The 21,040-nt window shown below is 46.0% G+C and carries 15 protein-coding genes; 1 reads left to right on the top strand and 14 read right to left on the bottom strand.

Annotated elements, in window-relative coordinates:
- Nucleotides 1-14: 14 nt before the first annotated feature.
- The 5 genes from HMPREF9447_RS00675 to HMPREF9447_RS00655 all read right to left on the bottom strand — a co-directional run bounded on the left by HMPREF9447_RS00675 (nt 15) and on the right by HMPREF9447_RS00655 (nt 6,104).
- Nucleotides 15-1,133, bottom strand: a complete 1,119-nt coding sequence (locus HMPREF9447_RS00675) for an ABC transporter permease (protein WP_009127277.1) — start codon at nt 1,131-1,133, stop codon at nt 15-17.
- A gap of 13 nt (nt 1,134-1,146) precedes the next feature.
- Nucleotides 1,147-2,250 carry an ABC transporter permease gene (locus HMPREF9447_RS00670; RefSeq protein WP_009127276.1) on the bottom strand — a complete coding sequence of 368 codons (1,104 nt, stop codon included), beginning with the start codon at nt 2,248-2,250 and terminating at the stop codon, nt 1,147-1,149.
- Between the two features lie 90 nt (nt 2,251-2,340).
- Nucleotides 2,341-3,801: an ATP-binding cassette domain-containing protein gene (locus HMPREF9447_RS00665; RefSeq protein WP_009127275.1), complete on the bottom strand. Its 1,461-nt coding sequence runs from the start codon at nt 3,799-3,801 to the stop codon at nt 2,341-2,343.
- Nucleotides 3,802-3,817: 16 nt separating this feature from the next.
- On the bottom strand, nt 3,818-4,723 hold the full coding sequence (locus HMPREF9447_RS00660) for an HlyD family secretion protein (protein ID WP_009127274.1): 906 nt from the start codon (nt 4,721-4,723) through the stop codon (nt 3,818-3,820).
- Between the two features lie 118 nt (nt 4,724-4,841).
- Entirely contained in the window at nt 4,842-6,104 is a 1,263-nt protein-coding gene (locus tag HMPREF9447_RS00655) for a TolC family protein (protein WP_009127273.1), read from the bottom strand.
- 176 nt (nt 6,105-6,280) lie between these two features.
- Between HMPREF9447_RS00655 and HMPREF9447_RS00650 the strand changes: the two genes are divergently transcribed.
- Entirely contained in the window at nt 6,281-7,174 is an 894-nt protein-coding gene (locus HMPREF9447_RS00650; RefSeq protein WP_009127271.1) for a helix-turn-helix domain-containing protein, read from the top strand.
- A 91-nt stretch (nt 7,175-7,265) separates the two neighbouring features.
- Here the strand turns inward: HMPREF9447_RS00650 and HMPREF9447_RS00645 are convergent, their stop codons facing one another.
- From HMPREF9447_RS00645 to carB, 9 genes are all read right to left on the bottom strand, one after another.
- Complete coding sequence (locus HMPREF9447_RS00645) at nt 7,266-10,382, bottom strand: ATP-binding protein (protein WP_009127270.1); 3,117 nt, start codon at nt 10,380-10,382, stop codon at nt 7,266-7,268.
- Between the two features lie 228 nt (nt 10,383-10,610).
- Nucleotides 10,611-11,933: an L-fucose:H+ symporter permease gene (fucP, locus tag HMPREF9447_RS00640; RefSeq protein WP_009127269.1), complete on the bottom strand. Its 1,323-nt coding sequence runs from the start codon at nt 11,931-11,933 to the stop codon at nt 10,611-10,613.
- A 21-nt stretch (nt 11,934-11,954) separates the two neighbouring features.
- Nucleotides 11,955-12,344 (bottom strand): L-rhamnose mutarotase, encoded by a 390-nt coding sequence (locus HMPREF9447_RS00635; RefSeq protein ID WP_009127268.1) that lies wholly within the window; start codon nt 12,342-12,344, stop codon nt 11,955-11,957.
- Between the two features lie 127 nt (nt 12,345-12,471).
- The gene (locus HMPREF9447_RS00630; RefSeq protein WP_009127267.1) at nt 12,472-13,908 is read right to left on the bottom strand and encodes a rhamnulokinase; all 1,437 of its coding nucleotides are present in this window, start codon (nt 13,906-13,908) and stop codon (nt 12,472-12,474) included.
- Nucleotides 13,908-14,546: a class II aldolase/adducin family protein gene (locus HMPREF9447_RS00625; protein WP_009127266.1), complete on the bottom strand. Its 639-nt coding sequence runs from the start codon at nt 14,544-14,546 to the stop codon at nt 13,908-13,910. The genes HMPREF9447_RS00630 and HMPREF9447_RS00625 overlap by 1 nt, the downstream gene beginning before the upstream one ends.
- A gap of 19 nt (nt 14,547-14,565) precedes the next feature.
- On the bottom strand, nt 14,566-16,338 hold the full coding sequence (gene fucI, locus HMPREF9447_RS00620) for an L-fucose isomerase (protein WP_009127265.1): 1,773 nt from the start codon (nt 16,336-16,338) through the stop codon (nt 14,566-14,568).
- 70 nt (nt 16,339-16,408) lie between these two features.
- Nucleotides 16,409-17,389, bottom strand: coding sequence for a GntR family transcriptional regulator (locus HMPREF9447_RS00615; RefSeq protein ID WP_009127264.1), 981 nt, complete (start codon nt 17,387-17,389; stop codon nt 16,409-16,411).
- A 191-nt stretch (nt 17,390-17,580) separates the two neighbouring features.
- Nucleotides 17,581-17,787 (bottom strand): hypothetical protein, encoded by a 207-nt coding sequence (locus tag HMPREF9447_RS00610; protein ID WP_009127263.1) that lies wholly within the window; start codon nt 17,785-17,787, stop codon nt 17,581-17,583.
- A 13-nt stretch (nt 17,788-17,800) separates the two neighbouring features.
- On the bottom strand, nt 17,801-21,034 hold the full coding sequence (gene carB, locus HMPREF9447_RS00605) for a carbamoyl-phosphate synthase (glutamine-hydrolyzing) large subunit (protein WP_009127262.1): 3,234 nt from the start codon (nt 21,032-21,034) through the stop codon (nt 17,801-17,803).
- Nucleotides 21,035-21,040 lie beyond the last annotated feature (6 nt).

Below are 21,040 nucleotides of genomic sequence, written 5' to 3'. Positions count from 1 at the left end.
CTTTGTTATTTACTCTAACTACTTTTCCGATAACTCTTCACAGCCCACAAATTAAAGAAAGCAGCAAAGACAAGCAAAGTCCCCAACTGTGGCAAGAGATCTGTAAAGCCACCGCCACGCAGATATATAGTACGCATCACTTCTACAAAATATTTCAGTGGATTGAGCGCGGCAATAAGTTGTGCCCACTGCGGCATACTATGTATAGGCGTAAACAAGCCGCTCATCAAAATAAGAATCAGCATAAAGAACCACATGACGAACATGGCTTGCTGCAAAGTAGCCGAATGATTGGAAATCACCAGTCCGAAGCCGGAAACGACCAATAAGAAGACCATTGAGAAAAGATAGATAGTCAAGAAATGCCCGGCAGGCAAAATACCATAGAGTAACCAGGCAAGGAAAAAGCAGATAGTAAGTACCATATATCCAATCAGCCAGTAAGGTATCAGTTTTGCAAGAATAAATGTGAATTTTCCGACAGGGGTTACATTGATTTGCTCAATAGTCCCAGCCTCTTTTTCACCAACCACATTAAGAGCCGGAAGAAAACCACAAATCATCGTCAGCAACATAACCATCAATGCCGGCACCATGAATAGTTTATAATTCAGATTGGGATTGAACAAATTCTGAGTCGTTATACCCATTTTAGGAAGTGCCCTGCCGGAATGCATTCCATGTGTAGGAGATTCCACCTGCAATTCACGGGTATAATCACTGATGATAGAGGAAAGATAAGAACTTCCCAAACCGCCTTTAGTCCCATTCACAGCATTGGCGGCAATCAGTAAACGGGGACTTTTGCCATGCACCCAGTCTTTTTCGAAATCGCGGGGAATTTCCAGGATGATGTCGGCAGTACCAACTTCAACACCTTCTAAACCATCATTGTAAGTATCGGGAAGGGCCGTCGTACGGAAATAAGTGGATGCACCTATCTTGTCTACAAGGCGGCGGGAAAGGACACTATGGTCATTGTCCACAATATTCAGGTTAATATTCTTTATTTCCAGATTCGCAGCCCACGGCATCAGTATCATAATCATGCACGGAAAGATGAAAATCATCTTTGGCAGGAATGAGTTGCGCAGTAATTGCTTGAATTCTTTTTCTATCAGAAACTTTATCATAACAGCCACCCTCCTATTCTAATCGGTTCTTAAACTTCTTGAAGCTGATAGTAATCAGTATTGTTGCCATTGCAGCAAGAATGCCGACTTCTGTCAGAACAAGCGAAATATCCACTCCTTCAATCATCAGTTTACGCACTGCCTGAATGTACCAACGAGCAGGTAATATGGCCGAAATGGTTTGCAGTATCACAGGCATACTCTCTATCGGAAATATCATGCCGGAAAGTAGCATGGTAGGCATCATCAACATCAATCCGGATGCAAGCATGGCAGCAACCTGCGTCCGCATCACCGAAGAAATCAGCAGTCCCAAAGCCAGAGAAACAAAAATGAAAAGCAACGACACAGTAATAAGCCAGAACAGACTACCGGCCACAGGTACACCCAGCACATAGACCGAAAGCAACAAGATAGTCGTAAGATTGACAAACGACAATACAAAATAAGGTACTGCTTTTGCTAGAATGATGAATAACGGTTTCACAGGAGATACCAACAGAATTTCCATCGTGCCCGTTTCTTTCTCACGGACAATAGAAATGGAAGTCATCATAGCACAAATCAGCATCAGAATGAGTCCCATCACACCTGGTACAAAGTTATATGCACTCTTCATCTGCGGATTATAGAGCAACTTGACTTCGGGAATAATGGAAGTTGCCTGCACACCCGGAGGAAGCATTTCCCGTCCGGCAGCAGTTATGATATTAGCAGCATATCCAGCCTGCGTAGTCGCCGTGTTAGGGTCGGTAGCATCGGACACCAACTGCACACGGGCTTCACCTGTATAAACCCGACTGGCAAACTGCTCATTGAAGATAAGTGCCAGGTCTACGTCTCCCCGCTTGAAAGCAGCCTCCACTTCTGCGGGAGAATGCAGGTAGGTGGTGACGGAAAAGTATTCGCTGGCATCCAGACGGTCGATGATACGGCGGGTAACCATATCGTTGGACGGGTCGAGGACGGCTACACGCACGTTCTTCACTTCCGTAGTGATGGCAAAGCCGAAAAGGATAATCTGCACAATAGGCATGCCCAGCAATATGAGCATCGTACGCCTGTCGCGGAAGATATGGAAGAATTCCTTTCGGACAAAAGCTATGAATTGTTTCATTGTTCTACAAACTCTATTCTGTTTTTCTATATGATTTTTCTGCGAACATCTCGCATACCCTATGCGAGCGTCTCGCGTAAAAAGCCCGTCTTAATCGGCCGTCCGCACAGCCTCCCGTGCAAGTTTTTGGAATACATCATCCATAGTGGCAGCATTGAATTGCCGTTTTAATTTATCGGGCGTATCAAGAGCACGAATTACACCGTCCACCATGATGGAGATGCGGTCGCAATATTCAGCCTCATCCATGAAATGGGTGGTGACAAAGACAGTGATGCCACGGTCGGCTGCCTGGTAAATAAGTTCCCAGAATTGGCGTCGGGTAGCAGGGTCCACACCACCTGTAGGCTCATCCAGAAAGACGATTTTCGGCTCGTGGAAGATGGAAACGGAGAAAGCTAGTTTCTGTTTCCAGCCCAAAGGAAGACTTTTTACCAATGTATCGCGCTCCGCACTCAGGCCGATACGTGTAAGAAGTTCATCGGTCTTCCGGGCTATATCATCTTCTGCCATGCCGTAAATTCCCGCAAAGAGGCGGATGTTCTCCCATACTTTGAGGTCCTCGTAAAGAGAAAACTTCTGGCTCATATAGCCTATATTTTTTTTCACTTCCTCCGTATGGATAGCTACGTCGAAACCTGCCACGTGTGCCATGCCTTCCGTCGGACGGCTCAGTCCGGTGAGCATACGCATGGCAGTGGTCTTTCCGGCACCGTTGGCTCCCAGAAAACCAAAGATTTCACCCTTGTGAACGCAGAAAGAGATATGGTCGACGGCGGTGAAACTTCCGAAACGCTTGGTAAGTCCGTCCACTTCGATGACGTATTCCTCTTTCTGTTCCGCCTTGCCGTGCTGCAAGCCCGCCGGACAAAGGATATCTGAGAATTGCTCCAAAATACGTTCCGGAGTATCTATTCCATGTATCTGTCCTTCATTGATGAAGGCAATGCGGTCACACTGGCGCGCTTCGTCGATGATGGGTGTAGAGGCAATGATGGTAATGCCCTGTGCTTTCAGACGACGAAGCATTTCCCAGAATTCCCTACGGGAGACAGGATCAACACCCGTAGTAGGCTCATCGAGAAAGAGAACGTCCGGCTTATGAATAAGCGCACAACTAAGGGCGAGTTTCTGCTTCATACCTCCAGATAATGCTCCAGCACGACGTTTCCTGAAAGGCTCTATTTGCTGATAGATATCTTTCACCAGGTCGTAGTTTTCTTCAATGGTGGTGTGGAAAACGGTAGCGAAGAAGTTCAGGTTCTCTTCTACCGTCAAGTCCTGATAGAGGGAGAAACGTCCGGGCATGTAACCCACACGACGACGAATCTCCTTATAGTCCCGCACCACATCCAAGCCACAGACAGAAGCAGTCCCGCTATCAGAAAGCAGCAAAGTGGTGAGAATGCGGAAAAGAGAAGTCTTCCCCGCTCCGTCAGGCCCTATGATTCCGAACAATTCACCTTGCGGAATGGTAAAGGAAACGCCGCGCAGGGCTTCCACTTTGCCATAACTTTTGGTGACGCCGTTTACAATAACTGCATGTTCCATAACATTTATCACTATATCACTTGTCACTAAACTCCACTCCACCATACATGCCTATCTTCAAATAGCCTTCATTCTTCACAGCTATCTTGACGGCATATACCAGATTAGCACGTTCATTTTTAGTCAGAATGGTCTTCGGAGTAAATTCGGAAGTATCCGAAATCCAGGTCACAACGCCCGGATATTGCTTGTGCTCATCGGTGCCATAGTCAGAGAAAACAGTGACCTTCTGTCCCAACTTCACTTGCGATAGTTGCTCGGAAGTGAGGTATGCGCGAAGATACATCTGCTGCGTATCGGCAATCTTGAAAAGTGGCGTACCCACAGCAGTCAATTCTCCTGCTTCGGCATACTTAGCCAATACAGTTCCAGTTATTGGAGAGGTGATATAACACTTCTTCAATTGGTCTTCCACCTGAGCCACCTGAATGCCGACAGAAGAACTCTGCCACGTCAGACTCTGGTGACTGTTGGATAATGTAGAGTTTTGCGCCACAAGTTGTTTCCGAAGCACTTCAAGTTGGTCGTCCGCATCATCCAGTTGCTTCTGATTGGCAGCACCCACTTTTAGTAAGTTTGACACACGGTTCCGTTCCCGTTCAGCAGCCGTTATCTGTTCTTTGGTGGCAGCCACTTGCTTCAAAATATCGGGACGCTGTTCTTCAACAGACTTGATGTTCGCTTCCAGTTGTAGTTTTTTCAGATAGAGTTGCACAGTATCTACCACACCGACTTCCTGACCTGCTTTCAGCACGGTGCCTTCTTCTATATTGAAGTAAAGTAGCTTGCCCGATGCTTCGGCGGATACCAGTACTTCGGTTGTTTCGAATGTTCCGGTAGCATCATATTTCGGAGTACCATTTCCACAAGCGGAGAAAAGGGCCAATAGGGAACAAAATCCCAGTAAATTACTTGATTTCATAATAATGTTTTTTTAGTAGTTAGTAGTCAGTAGATAGTAGTTGGTAGAAGATAGTTTACTTCATGTTCGCTTTTCATAAACAGGACATTCCTACTTACTACTAACTACTATCTACTGACTACTTATTCAAAATATATTTCAAATTCCAAATATTCATCAGCAATTGCACCTCGTGTACAGCTTTCGTCTGGCGTGCCAGGTTCTCAGATGTAATTTCACGCAGCATATCAGTAACGGTGAGTGTTCCGTTCGCTACTTTTGCCTCGGCAGCCTTTCTGATGTTGACACGCAAACGGATTATCTCATCATCATCCGCCATCTGTCGGCGCATGGAAAGTATGGCGGAGTTCTGTTGGGTGGATTGCAGATGAGTGTTAAACAGGAAAACATCCCGATTTGTCTCCAGCAGTCTGCGATTATTATCTATCAGTTTGCGGTCGTTGCGCAAAGTATACAGACTGCCAAAGTTCCATGACATACGGACCCCTGCTACATAATATGCAGAAAAATCATCTTTCAGCATATTCAGCCCCGGATTGCCGTAAGCTCCCTGCACAAACAGCCCGAAACGAGGGCGCAAACGAGTTTTCAAGGCAGACTCCTGCACATTTAGTTGACTTCCCTGTGCATCGAACCAACGAAGTTCTGGACGATTGTTCACAAGTGACGCTGATTCAAGAATATCCGCAGGCTTTTGCAAGGTAGTCCCGATGCCGATTTCTTTTCCTATGAATATAGAAAGCATGCTCAGATACGCTTGTCGTGAGGACTCCAATTCAATGCGTTTCTGGCGAGTGTTCAGTATCTCCACACTCACGGCATCCAAGTCACTCTGATTGGCAATGCCATTCGCCATGTAGTCAGAAACCTGTTTGTGCGTACGCTCCAAGTCTTCTTGCAGAAGCTGGTTCTGTCGTACCTGTTCGTCCAATAGCAAGATACCGAAGTAAACCTGGTTCACACGGTCGTTCAATGCATACATATCCACATCCTGTTTCTCGCGGTCTATATCTGATGTTGTCCGCATCAGTTGCTTCTTTGAGTGTATATCACCACCATCCCAGATGTTCTGTGATACTTCAAGCATCACCTGATACTGATCTTTAGGCATACTTTTTATATCCACTCCCGGTATTTCCACCGGAAGCTTTGTGACATCACTCTGATACGTTACTTTTCCCGAAACGGAAAACTGCGGCAAATATCCCTTTCCGGCATTGGCAAGATTATATTCACGTGCCTTCTCTATCAAACCGTATTGGCGTACTAACGGATAATTCGTTTGTGCCAGGTGCTGGCACGTTTCCAATGTAAGTTGTGCGTGTGTCAGCATCGCCACAAGAGCAAAAGAACAAGAGAGAATAGTTCGTTTCATTTCCATATATATTTCTTGTTTGTTTTATAACGCAAAGATAAAGCATAAAAGTATATGGATACATTCTATTTGTGCGTAATGATGTTCTATTTGTTCGACCATCAGTATAAAAAGACAAGAAAGCCATTACTTTTCTTATCTTTGCCACAGATATACATAAATTATCAGGAGAAAAAAAGATTATGGAGAAGAGTAAACCTATGGATCTTGGGCTCGGCGAATTGCTGAGTAATACAAACATCGTCAACAATAACGATTTCCGTTTCATCAACCGTGATATCGGGGTTGTCATCAGTTTTGCCCAAATGGATAGCATCCTGTTTCGCACCGGACAACCTTACCGCACTAAGGAAAGCCGGATTATCCGGATACTAAGAGGTACAGCAAAGATTTCCATCAATCTGATAGAATATACAGTGAAAGAGCAAATGATAATCATCAGCCCTTCCAACTCACTGATAGAGTTGCTGGAAATTAGTCAGGACTATGACTTTCAGATTATTGTTCCCGACAATAACTTTCTGCCTATCACCCAAGGGGGAGCACTGACAGATTCATACATGAAACACGGCATCCTCCTTTCGTTAACTGATGAAGAATGGGAACAGTCGGGTGCTTTCTTCTCTATTTTATGGGACACTGTACATAAAGTGCCATTTCGCCGGGAAGTAGTACAACATCTGATTGCGGCACTACTCTATAATATAAGATACATTTACGCAAAGAATCAAGAGTCTGCCCCACTCCAACCTTCACGTCAGGAAGAGGTATTCCGCCGCTTCATAACACTGGTGAATGAACATAGCAAACGTGAGCGTGCCATCAGTTTCTATGCGAATAAACTATGCCTGACTCCACACTACCTGAGTACGGTTATCCGGCAGAGCAGTGGACAAACGGTCATGCAATGGATCAATCAAGCCATTATTCTTGAAGCAAAAGTATTGCTGAAACACAGCGATATGCTGGTATTCCAGATTTCTGATGAACTGGGGTTTCCCAATCCGTCGTTTTTTTCGAAGTTCTTTAAGCGGATGACAGGAATGACTCCAGCGGAATATCAGAAAAATACATAAGTAGAAAATACAAAGATGCCCCGCTATATCCATATATAATATGCGGGGCATCGCTCTTCTCGAAGTTTATATAGAAAGGATTATAATCATCTCACAACAGGACAATACGTTTCTGCATGATATCCATCAACTGTGCTTTCAATTGCTTAGCATTGATTGGCTTAGGCATATACCCATCGAAACCACTTTCCATAACCTTTTGTTCATCTGAGGCATAAGCAAAGGCCGTGACAGCAATGATAGGAGTCTTTGCCGAGTACTTACGGATTTCCTGCGTAGCTTCGTAACCGTCCATAACAGGCATATTGATATCCATCAATACAATCTGCGGATTATGTTCCCTGAACATCTCTACCGCCTCCCTGCCATCCCAGGCATGAATCAAATGGTAGTCAAATTTCAGGATAGACTCAAACAGTTTGTAATTACTTGCATTATCTTCTGCAATCAGGATGGTTAGCTTACCCTTTTCCACTACGATGGGTTGAACAGTATCCTGTTTCCTTGTTTTATTTATATCCATAGCGGGTTTGTAGGGCAACGTAAACCAGAAATTCGAACCCTGTCCTTCTTCCGACTCCACACCGATCTTTCCACCCATGTGGTCCATCAACGTCTTGCAGATGGAAAGCCCCAACCCAGTTCCCTGCGCAAAAGAGTTCAGCTTGACAAAGCGTCCGAAAATATTCTCTTGCTTATCTTTGGGAATACCACATCCGGTATCTGTGACATAAAAATACAGCTCTTTCCCCCTCAGTTCGTAACCGAAACGGATACTCCCCTTTTGAGTGAATTTAATAGCATTAGTCACAAGATTTATTATTAACTGGGATAACCGGCTCTTCTCCGTATATGCGATACAAGGCAGGGGTGGTTCTACGAACTCCAGCTTCACCGCATCCGATTTTACCCTCAGCAACAGGCCGCATTCCAGTTCTCTCATCAGTGCATTAAGGTTGACATTGGAGTATTTCAGATCCAGCGTACCGGCTTCTATCTTCGACAGGTCGAGAATGTCACTTATCAGTTGCAGCAACAGCGTATTATTGTTTTCGATGATACTAACGTACTCCTGCTTCTCCTGCTCTTCTTCAGTAGACGCCAATATGCCTGAGAAGCCTACAATCGCATTCAGTGGAGTACGTATTTCATGGCTCATATTAGCAAGAAAAGCTGATTTTAAGCGATTGGATTCTTCGGCACGGTCTCTTGCCGTGGTGAGTTCCTGTTCCATCTTTTTGCGGTTGGTGATGACGAGAGAGGAACCAACCAGCGTAAGCGGTTTTCCATTTTCATCGCGCGTCTCAACAGCAGCCTGAGCTTCCACCCATTCTATCTTGCGCAAATTGTTTTTCTGTACGTTGACTACCCGATACTCCTCTTTCACTTTCTCTGATCGCCCTTCAAGTAAGTCCTGGTATGCCTTTTCCACCCGTTGGCGGTCTTCCTTGAATATCTTGGCGAAATATTGGGAATCAGGCACAGCCAATTGTTCTTCTTCCACATCCTTTCCATTGGTACTCAACTCTATCGGCCTATTGATGTCACACAAAATGGTTTTGCTTAATAAGTCCCATTTCCAGGGAACGATATTTGCTACATCAAGGGCCATGGCAAGCTTATTATTTGTTGCACTCAGCTTCTGCTGTGCTTTATGCAACTCTGTACTGTCCATACAAAAGACATCAATCATATTACCCTGATTCGTACCTTTCAGTATCACATCATAGAAAGTATTGATAGCCTTGAAATAATACGGGAATGTAATCGCCCTGTTCTCTGTCAATGCAATCTTGGTGAAGTGCAGAAACTCAGCCATGGATTCAGGAAATATATCACTGGCTTTTCTGCCAACAACATCTTCCTTACGATAAAAATGTTTCTCAAATTCAGAATTTACATTCCGGTAAATCAACTCGACAGGAACACCGTTTTCATCAGTAACCAATTCTTCCTGCATATAGAGTAAAGGCATATTATTCACCAAATTCTTATAAATAGCCATCATATCTATTTCTTTTTGCTGGGCTTTTTTCAATTCATTCAAATTACGAATGCGATAGAGGAAGAGCAGCGTCAGCAACAAAATACTAAGAAGCGTTCCCAGAATGAAATAGCGGTAATGCTCCCAAAATGTGGGGGGCTTATTCAGAAGATGAGTATTTGCAGGACACCGTGAAGGGGACAGCCCTTTGCGCAATAGTATTTCGTAATTGATGACAGGCGCTCCGTCTGATGGAATATAGAAAGGAATATCGCGTGCTTGTTTTCCTCCCAATACTTCTGTCATTATTTGAGTCAACCTCTGAATATAAAGCTTCTGATCATAGGTATATCCACCCACCATGCCTTCCTTTCCGCTTGCAATGTCTATAAAGTTCAGAGAAAACAAGGGAACGGAAGCAGTAGCGATGAGTTTATGAGAATTTGTTGTCAGCGAAGTGTTGCCTGCGAATGTAGATTTATAAAACCAAGAGGAGAATAGGACTCCTGTTGTTTTGGAATCTACGTAGTATAAAGAATCCAGCAGCTGGTTCGTAGTCATCCTTTCAGAAGACCAAAACTGAAATCTGATGTTCGGATAGTTGGCATTCAGTTCTTCTTCTATAGCCACGGCGTTATTTTTATTAATCTGCCGCCCATCAGCTATATATATCAGTTTCTCCATATTGGGAATCATCTGTTCCATCAGATGAATGTTTTCGCGGACATAGAGGTTGGCGTACAGAAAAGTAAGATTATAAGAATCAGACAAGTCTGAGAGAGGAATGCGGTCAGTCTTCTGAATAGATAGTTTTTGGAGATATGTTTCTTGTGGTCCTACATAGTCCTCCTGTGCACAAAGTATGATAGAGATATCTCCCCACATCTTTCTCAATTCGTCGCGCAATATCAAGGCAGGATTTCCCAACAAAACCACCATACGGGGACGTTTCTGATATTTATTTAGAATATCATGCTTGAACTCTTCCAGAATGGTATCATTATTAATCATCAGCATATTCATATGCTCTGCATAAAGAGTGATGTTAGGGTCTTTCAGTACAAATTCTGTCATATCAGAAATCATCCGACTACTCCAGGGGGAAGCATCCGTATATGAATTAATACATAAGATGTAACATTTCTCATCTATCTCGTCTCCTTGTGCACAAGCTATATTTATAGTCAAAAGGCACAGAAGAAAAAAGGAATATAGTACTTTCATCCGTGTTACTAAGTATATTTATGTTCTGCAATAATTTATTTGATTTATCTTGCGTTGCAAAAGTAGTGAAAAAGAAGGAATAAGGAACAGACTTCACCCTTTTATTCCAAATGCCATACTTAAATGGCGGAAATGCCACATCTAAATACATGAAATGCCACACTTCAGACATTTCCAAGTGTGGCATTTCAGACGTTAAAGTGTGGCATTTCCGCCATCCAAGTGTGACTACAACTTCCTTTTCTCCCTACAATACGACCGATGCCCGTAAATGACAATCACCACGAAGCAGATGAACGGAAGGATGAATGACAGGTTCACGGCAGGCATGCCTAGCAATGTTTGGCAATCGATGATACTTGCCTGAAGCGGCGGCAACACCGAACCACCCAAGATAGCCATAATCAGTCCCGCAGCACCAAATTTGGCATCATCACCCAATCCCTGCAAAGCGATGCCGTAAATCGTCGGAAACATCAAAGACATACAGGCAGATACACCCACCAAACAATACATTCCCCAGATGTTTTGGAAACCAATCACTCCGACAGTAAAGAAACAGGCAGCAATAGCCAGCACCTTCAATAACAATCCCGGACTGAGGTATCGCAGAATGAATGTACAGATGAAGCGGCTGGCACAGAAGATAATCATAGCGATAATATTGTACTGTTGTGAAAGTACTTCTGCCGCCTTCTCCTCCATGCCTTGTGACATAAACAAGCGTGTGCCATACTGAATAACAAATGTCCAGCACATGATTTGCGCTCCTACATAGAAGAATTGAGCAATCACTCCTTCACGATAATGGCGTATCGTAAATATCCGCTTCAATGTAGGCAAGAAGTTAATGCCATGAGACTGGTCACCATTCTTCGGCATCTTCACCATGCGGATTAGAATCAGCATGGCCAGAATAACAAGTCCGATGATGAGATAAGGGGCAATCAGCACCGTCAAATCCGAATCACGCACGGCGGCAAACTCCGTATCCGAAAGTTGGCTGCGCTCCATAGTATCCATCGGATTGAGGCGGTTTTGGATGAAGTTCATCGCCACATACATACCCAGCAACGACCCCATCGGGTTAAAAGATTGCGCCAGATTCAGTCGGCGGGTAGAAGTGGCCTCATCACCCATGGAGAGGATGTAAGGGTTACAACTCGTCTCCAGGAATGACAGACCACACGTCAAGATGAAATAAGCAATGAGAAAAGGGTAATAATTCCCCGTCAACATAGCGGGATAGAACAGGAATGCACCTATAGCATACAATCCCAATCCCAACAACACGCCCGCCTTATAGGAATACCTGCGGATGAAAATAGCCGCCGGAAATGCCATAGCGAAGTATCCGCCATAGAAAGCCACCTGCACCAATGCCCCGTCAGTGACGCTCATACGAAAGATTTTGGAGAAGGCCTTCACCATCGGGTTGGTAATGTCGTTGGCAAAGCCCCACAAGGCGAAGCAACTGGTGATAAGTATGAACGGAATGAGATAACTTACTCCGTCTTTGCTGATAATACTGGTTTTCTTGGTGTTATTCATGGTATTTCTGTCTTTTGTCAGTTAGTCATATAAGTGGAAAATTCGTTCCATCGGCTGCCATTTCTCGGTGGCAGTGGAACCAGGTTTCACAAGCTGGAAGATGCCCATATAGTCTTCCCATTCCTGTTGCCGGGGCAGGGAGGCAAGGCGTTCCATGGCGGCATCCCAGTCGAACCCCACAGGTACCTCGACAATCATAAACAAGCGGGTGCCTAACAGATAGATTTCCATTTCCAAAATGCCGGCTTCACGAATGCCGGCGGGTATTTCGGGCCAGATGGCTGCCTGGCTGTGACGGCGACGGTATTCGGCTATCAGTTCCGGGTCATCACGAAGTTCCAGTGTCCGGCAGATGCGTTCCACAGGTTGGTGGTGTTCTTTGGCAGGATAACGTTTGATTGGTGTGTCCATAGTTATTTTATTAAAATACAAATAAACGTAGATTTTCGCAAAATACAATTTGAATGAAGAACTAAAAATGAAAAATGAAGAATTTGGCTGCGCCGTAAAAGCACGCCGCCAGGAAATTTTTTAATTTTTAATTTTTAATTTTCAATTTATACAAGGTTTCCCCCTTCGCCATGGCTTGCACCAGAATATTCCCGATAGCAGTTGCCTCCACAGGACCGACGATGACAGGAATGCCCAGTGCATCGGCAGTCAGACGATTCAGCAATGCATTGCGGCAACCACCGCCGATGATGTTCAGTTGCTCTACCGGAGACGGAAGCAAGCGATTCAATTGCTCAATGGCCCGTTTATAACGTTGGGCAAGCGATTGCAGTACACAACGCACATACTCGCTCGAAGTGGCAGGAACAGGTAACTGATGTTCACGACAATACCCGGCTATGGCAGCTTCCATATCTGCTGGATTCTGGAATACTTTGTCGTCCACATCAATGACGGAAGAAATATCCGCACTTTCAGCAGCGGAGAGCAGTACATCATAGCCACACTCCTCGCCCCGCTCTTTCCATTGTGCCATGAGGCGTTGAAGTATCCACAGTCCAGTGATATTCTGGAGAAAACGGATCTTTCCTCCTACCCCGCCCTCATTAGTGAAACCGCATATCCGGGCTTCTTCTGTAAGGATGGGTTCGTCTAATTCCACACCCAGCAAAGACCAGGTTCCCGAACTGAGAAATGCACAACGCGATTTATCCACTTGCGTCTCAGGAATAGCAAAAACTGCACTTGCCGTATCATGAGAACCGACAGCAATAACATCCACTTCTTCCGTAAGACCTACTTCTTCGGCAATCTCCGGTTTCAGTCTACCACGCACAGTACCCGGCATCACAATGTCACCAAAAAGATGTTCAGGTACTCCTAAACGACAAATTAACTCCCGGTTCCAAGTACGACTACGGGCATCGAGCAATTCGGAGGTAGAAGCAATGCAATATTCATTGTTCGCCACCCCGGTCAGGAAAAAACTGAAAAGATCGGGCATGAACAAAAGGCGGTCTGCCACTTCCAACTGCACATCACCGCTTTTCTTCATGCTGTAGAGTTGAAAAAGCGTATTGATAGACATCACCTGTATCCCCGCTTCGGAATAATGCTGGGAAAGACTGCCCCCGGGATGGTTATTGGAAACCTTAGCATCCATGCACGAGGCATTCGTCTCCAAAGTATCAAAGAACTCCTCCGGCAAACCATCCGTCCGCGAATCGCGATAGCAAACAGGATTTCCCAACAGATTTCCGTTCTTATCTATTAAAGCAAAATCCACACCCCAAGTATCAATGCCGATACTTCTGATATGATAACCTTTGCGCACAGCCTGCCGGAGTCCATTCTTCATTTCATCGAACAAGGCAAGGAAATCCCAATACACATGATTGCCAATCCGCACCTGGCGGTTCGGAAAACGGTACACCTCTTCCAGTTTCAGCGTACCCTGGCAGATGGAACCGGCCATCACGCGACCGCTTCCACCTCCAAAATCTACTGCCAGATAGGTATTCATCATTTGGTTTTCTTCCCTAAGATATACGTTTCAAGGTCATCTATCTCTTCTGGAGTAAGTACCGTGTAGTCGCCTCCGGACTGGATGATGATGCGACACGCCATTTCAAAGAACATGGCACGCTCAAAAGCCTGGTCAAAATCCTTCCCGCACACTACCTGTCCGTGCTTTAACAACAGGACGGAATTATGGTCTTTCAAGGCATCAATCACCCCTTGTGCCAACTCCTTCGAGCCGGGACGGAAATAAGGCACCACCGGAATTTCACTACCTACGTGGCAAGGCACTTCTGCCGTTACATTGAAGTTCGTGGGACGATTTTTCATACAAGCTACAGCCGTGGCATAGTGGGATTGGAAATGCAGGACCACATTCACATCGGAACGTTCACGCAATACACCGAGGTGGAAACCGCTCTCCATAGAAGGTTTCACCCCATTCAGCACTTCTCCGGTAGAAAGGCGGCAGACGGCCACCTTCTCTTTCGGGAGAGAAGGTACCCATGAGCCTGTGCCCGAAAGCAAAACCTCGTCGCCAATGCGCCAGGATATGTTGCCACTACTGCAAATTGTCAATCCGGCATCTCCTACCCGATGCGCCTGGGCAATGAATTGTTCTATCTGTTCGTTAGTTATCATGTTTCTATTACTTTAGTGTTTATTTATAAATTGGACCGTACGTTGTGCAGGCGCGATAATCCGCTCCTTCCTTATCCATACCGAACGCATTCCATGCAGCCGGACGGAAAATTTTCTTCTCGTCTACATTGTGCATGCAAACCGGGATACGAAGCATAGAAGCCAGCGTAATCAAATCCTGACCGATGTGCCCGTAGCTGATGGCACCGTGGTTGGCTCCCCAGTTGTTCATCACCGAATATACATCTTCGAATGCCGGTTTATCGCACAAACGGGGTACAAACCAAGTGGTAGGCCAAGTGCGGTCCGTGCGTTCATCGAGCAACTTGTGAACTTCCGGATCAATTTCCACCGTCCATCCTTCTGCAATCTGGAGCACGGGGCCAAGGCCTTTCACAAGATTCAGACGGCTCATCGTCACAGGCATGCCACCTTTAGACAGGAAATTGGAAGAGAAACCACCGCCACGGAAATAATCACGATTGGCAGGATACCAAGTGGTTGCTTCCAGACATTTCTCCATCTCAGCTTCTGAGATTTCCCAATGAGGTTTCATAACAGGCTCACCTTGTGCATTTGTTTGCTGACCTGTGCCGTCCAAAGTAGTGGCACCGGAGTTAATCAAATGAATGATACCATTGGCAGCCATACCGGTGAGCTCTTTACCTGTAACACGCTTCACAGCTTCGGGGCTCCAATACGTACGCACATCCGAGAAGATTTGAGCACGGTTCGTCAGCAAATGGCCGAAGAGCATAGCTACGCCATTGCAGGCATCATTTTCAGTAGCCACTACATAAGCTTCACGAATACCATTCCAATCGAATGAAGTGTTGAGCAGAGCTTCGGAGTAGTCACCATTCGGATAGAAATCCGTCCACTGGCGCTGTCCCTGGAAACCGGCTGCAATGGCATTGTGTCCGAGTGCTTCTTCCTTGAAACCCATCTCACGCAGCTTCGGATTGCCTTGTATCAGGTCGCGCATGATGATGGTCATCTTCACAATGAATTCCCAGTCTTCATCCTTCTGTTCGCGAGTCTTGGTCTTAGCGGGAAGATTGAAATCCTTGCCTTCATTCTTCTTGCAATACTTCTCTGTCCATGCCATCGCTTTAGCAAACTCTTCCTTATCATAAATACCTTCAGTCATGCGACGGATGATTTCAGTCAGGTCAACAGATTCGCAACGAATGCCTAGATATTCCTGGAAGAAATCGGGATTGACGATAGAACCTGCGATACCCATGGAAACGCTGCCCATTGACAGGTAAGATTTTCCCCTCATGGTTGCCACCGCCTGTGCAGCACGGGCAAAACGCAAAAGTTTCTCAGCCACATCAGCAGGGATAGAATTATCATCCAAATCCTGCACATCGCGACCATAGATACCGAATGCAGGCAAACCTTTCTGTGCATGTCCCGCCAGCACGGCAGCCAGGTACACCGCTCCCGGACGTTCCGTACCGTTAAAGCCCCAAACAGCTTTCGGATACTGCGGATTCATGTCCATCGTCTCAGCACCATAGCACCAGCAGGAAGTCACCGTAATGGTAGAACCTACCCCTTCGCGCTCAAACTTCTCGGCACAGGCTGCACTTTCTGCTACGCGTCCGATGGTACTATCTGCAATCACACATTCCACGGGACTTCCGTCACCGTTCTTCAGATTAGCGGTAATCAACTCGGCTACTGCCTTTGCCAGATTCATGGTCTTCTCTTCAAGACTCTCGCGCACGCCACCCTGGCGGCCATCGATGGTGGGACGAATCCCGATTTTCGGATACTTTTTCATACTCTTATTTTATTGGGTTAATAACATTTCATCTATGCTGAACTGTGCTGAAATCATTTCATAAAAAAGACTATAAGGAGCCTCTAAAATGAATTTTTGTTGGCAAATATACTTGCACGGGCTTACCTGTCAGAATAAAGTCCGCCGTCATGGTACCCATCTCTTTCCAGTCTACGCTCATGGCTGTAATTCCTTTATCAATCACTTCGTAAGCAGGGGTATCGTTGTAGGCTATCAGACCAAAGTCTTCCCCGCACGTCAGCCCTGCGGCACGGCTTCTCTTCACGATCTCCACAACATCCACCTGCCGGATGGCAATATAAACTTCTCCGGCATGTACCTCTTGTTCATCCATTGTCTCTATAACGGTATAATCCAGACGATTATCAATACAGAATTTCTTGAAGTATTCGCATGTCTCTTTAGGATGCTTACTCTCTTTCGGCAGAAAAAGAATAAGCCGGCGATAGCGCTGCAACCTGTCGGACAATTGAGACATTGCCCCGTAGAACGCCTCGCCAAAGTCCTGACAGATGTAGGAATACTCCCGTTTGTCGAACCGTCCGAAATCGAGCAGTAACAATCGGGAAGCATCTATCTTATAGAGATATGGAGAGAATTTTTCATTGTCGAAGTTCATCACAACATACTTATTATACCGCCCGATGGAATCGCGAAGCAGGGCGTTGAATAATGATTCATTATATTGATGGAACCAAAGATCTACCTTATATTGAGCAGAAAGGCGGCGGACAAAGCTGTTATAGAGTGTGTCCTTAAAAGGGGAATATTCATCAAGCAGGAGTAGGATATTCTTTTGCCGATTGACTACATAATAGCCCTTACCTGGTGTAGAATCTATAATTCCCCGCTCTTTCAGGTCGATAAATGCCTTGAACACCGTGTCGCGGGAAACTTTATAATCATGGCTCAACTGATTGATGGAAGGCAGAGCGGTATCCGTCTTATAGCGCCCCATAGAGATATCCTGGCTGATGAGGTCGGCCAGTTGTTTTACCTTCGTTGTCTGTTGGCTGAAAATTGTTTTCATACTGATACAGGTTTAATCAAGGATTAGAGTAGCAAAGTCAACTGTGCTGAACTGTGCTGGCGCAAAGTAAGGTTATTTATTTGAAATCAGGAAGAAAGAGGCGTATGTTTTGCAACATATAAAATAAATAGCCCCCGTTGCATCTTTCACAATGCAACGGAGGCTATTCTACAATTTATCAAAAAGGATATTTATTCCTTATTGACTTTAATTTCTGATGACTTGCCATACATCTTGCGCAATAGCCTCCGTGCCGGCACAGCTTTAATCTGCCCATCTGATGTTCCCTGTATCACATCCTCATTCCGCAGGGCTTTCTCTTCAAGCATTCTCCGCTCAGCCAATGCCAGGCCATAATGCAGTTTACGACTTAGTTCTTTTCTTTCATCGTCCGACATAGTCTTGTATAGTCTATTTGTACTCTTCCCACGACTTAATCGCAATATCATCCACACTCATCGTACAGAAAGCATTGATGAAAGCGCTTGCCAGACGGGCATTCGTAATCAGCGGCACATTAAGGTCAATGGCAGCACGGCGTATTTTATAACCGTTGTCCAACTCGCCTGCGGTGAGGTTCTTCGGAATATTCACTACCATATCAATCTCCTTATTGTGCAGCATATCCAGTGCCTGCGGATGATTTTCCGGCTCGCTGGGCCAGTAAACGCGGGTATTTTCCACCCCATTCTCTGTAAGGAAGTTGCTGGAACCGCCTGTGGCGAAAATCTTATATCCCTTCTTCTGCAACATACGGGCGGCAGAAAGCATATCCACTTTCTGTTTCGGCGTACCCGTAGAAAGAAGAATGTTCTTCTTCGGAATACGGTAACCAACTGAGAGCATGGCTTTCAGCACAGCGCAGGACGTATCGCTTCCGATACAACCCACTTCTCCCGTAGATGCCATATCCACACCCAACACCGGGTCTGCTTTTTGCAAGCGATTGAAAGAGAACTGGCTTGCCTTGATGCCTACATAATCCAGTTCAAAGAGATTCTTGTTTGGCTTTTCTACCGGAAGTCCCAGCATCACCTTCGTTGCCAGTTCAATAAGATTAATCTTCAGCACCTTGCTGACGAACGGGAAACTACGCGAAGCACGCAAGTTACACTCAATCACCTTGATATCATTCTCACGAGCCAGATACTGGATATTGAACGGGCCGGAGATATTCAGTTCCCGTGCAATCTCGCGGCTGATGCGCTTGATGCGGCGCACTGTCTCCACATAGAGCTTCTGTGGCGGGAACTGTATGGTTGCATCACCAGAGTGCACACCGGCAAACTCAATATGTTCGGAGATGGCATAGGCAACAATTTCACCGTTCTGTGCCACAGCGTCCATTTCCACTTCCTTGGCATGCTCAATGAACTGGCTGACAACAACCGGATGCTTCTTCGATACATTGGCAGCAAGCTGAAGGAAACGTTCCAGTTCTTCCTGATTGGAGCAGACGTTCATTGCCGCACCGGAGAGCACATAAGACGGACGCACCAATACCGGAAAACCCACTTCTTCCACAAATTCGTTAATATCGTCCATACTCGTAAGTTCGCGCCAGCGTGGCTGGTCTACGCCGATACGATCCAGCATAGCGGAGAACTTCTCACGGTCTTCGGCATTGTCGATGCTTTTAGCGGAAGTTCCGAGGATAGGCACATTCTGTGCATCCAGACGCAGGGCGAGGTTGTTTGGTATCTGACCTCCCGTAGAAACAATGACCCCATGTGGATTTTCCAATTCGAGGATATCCATCACACGTTCAAAGGTGAGCTCGTCGAAGTAGAGACGGTCGCACATATCGTAATCCGTAGATACGGTTTCGGGGTTATAGTTAATCATGACGCTGCGATAGCCCTCTTTACGGATGGTATTCAATGCCTGCACGCCACACCAGTCAAATTCCACGGAAGAACCGATACGATATGCACCGGAGCCGAGAACAACAATGGATTTGCGGTCGCCCAGATAACGGACATCGTTAGCAACGCCGCTATACGTCAGATACAGATAATTGGTCTGTGCAGGGTACTCTGCTGCAAGGGTATCGATTTGCTTCACCACAGGGAGGATACCAACACTCTTGCGATGGTTGCGTACATAGAGAATGCCGTCTTCCATATCTCCCTCGTAGCCAATGGCACGGGCAATCTGGAAATCGGAGAAGCCTTGTACTTTTGCTTTTTTCAGCAATTCCAGAGGCAGTTCTGAAATCTGTTTGTGGTTCTTGCTCCATTGTTCCAGTTCCTTGCTGGTATTCATGATGTTCATCAGCTTCTCCAGAAACCATTTGTCAATCTTCGTCAGTTCGTGCACCTGGTCTACGGTGTATCCGGCGCGGAAAGCCTTTGAAATAACAAAGATGCGCTTGTCCGTCGGTTCGCGCAGCGCCTTATCTATATCGGCAATGACGAGTTCCTTGTTCTCTACGAAACCGTGCATGCCCTGCCCTATCATTCTTAATCCTTTCTGAATAGCTTCTTCAAAAGTACGTCCGATAGCCATCACCTCTCCTACGGACTTCATCGAAGAACCGAGTTCCTTGTCCACTCCATGGAACTTGCCCAAATCCCAACGGGGGATTTTGCAGACTACATAGTCCAGCGCAGGTTCAAAGAAAGCACTTGTGGTTTTTGTCACAGAGTTCTTCAGGTCGAACAGACCATAACCGAGTCCGAGCTTGGCGGCAACAAAGGCAAGCGGATACCCCGTAGCCTTAGAGGCCAAAGCCGAAGAACGGCTCAAGCGGGCGTTCACCTCAATCACCCGGTAATCTTCACTTTCGGGGTCATAGGCATACTGCACATTGCACTCTCCTACAATACCTATGTGACGGATGATGCGGATAGCCAGTTCGCGCAGCTTATGATAATCGGTATTTGAAAGCGTCTGTGAGGGGGCAATAACGATGGATTCTCCCGTATGAATACCCAGCGGGTCGAAGTTCTCCATGTTGCAGACGGTGATGCAGTTGTCGAAGCGGTCGCGCACCACCTCATACTCCACTTCCTTCCAGCCACGCAGTGATTTCTCAACGAGCACCTGCGGAGAGAAGGAGAAGGCCTTTTCAACCAGCACGTTCAGTTCTTCCTCATTGTCGCAGAAGCCGGAACCCAGTCCGCCAAGTGCGTAGGCAGCGCGGACAATGACCGGATAGCCCAACGTGGCAGCAGCACGGCGGGCATCAGCAGCATTTTCCACAGCTTCGCTTTGGATGGTCTTTACATGTATCTGATTGAGTTTCTGAACAAAAATTTCACGGTCTTCTGTGTCGATAATGGCTTGTACGGGGGTGCCAAGCACTTTCACGTCGTATTTTTCGAAGATGCCTTCTTTGTAGAGGGCAACCCCGCAATTCAGTGCTGTTTGGCCGCCGAATGCAAGCATGATGCCATCCGGTTTCTCTTTCGCAATGACTTTTTCCACGAAATACGGGGTGACGGGCAGGAAGTAAATCTGGTCGGCAACTCCTTCCGAAGTCTGCACAGTGGCAATATTGGGGTTGATAAGGACGGTATGAATACCTTCCTCTTTCAACGCTTTGAGCGCCTGGCTGCCGGAGTAATCGAACTCACCTGCTTCACCGATTTTCAGTGCACCGGAACCGAGCAACAGGACTTTCTTTATATTGTTTTCTTTCATTGTCTT

Source organism: Bacteroides oleiciplenus YIT 12058 (assembly GCF_000315485.1).
In the GTDB taxonomy this organism is placed as follows: Bacteria; Bacteroidota; Bacteroidia; order Bacteroidales; family Bacteroidaceae; genus Bacteroides; species Bacteroides oleiciplenus.
Note: the sequence above shows the minus strand (reverse complement) of the source record. Positions and strands in the feature narration are given on the sequence as shown.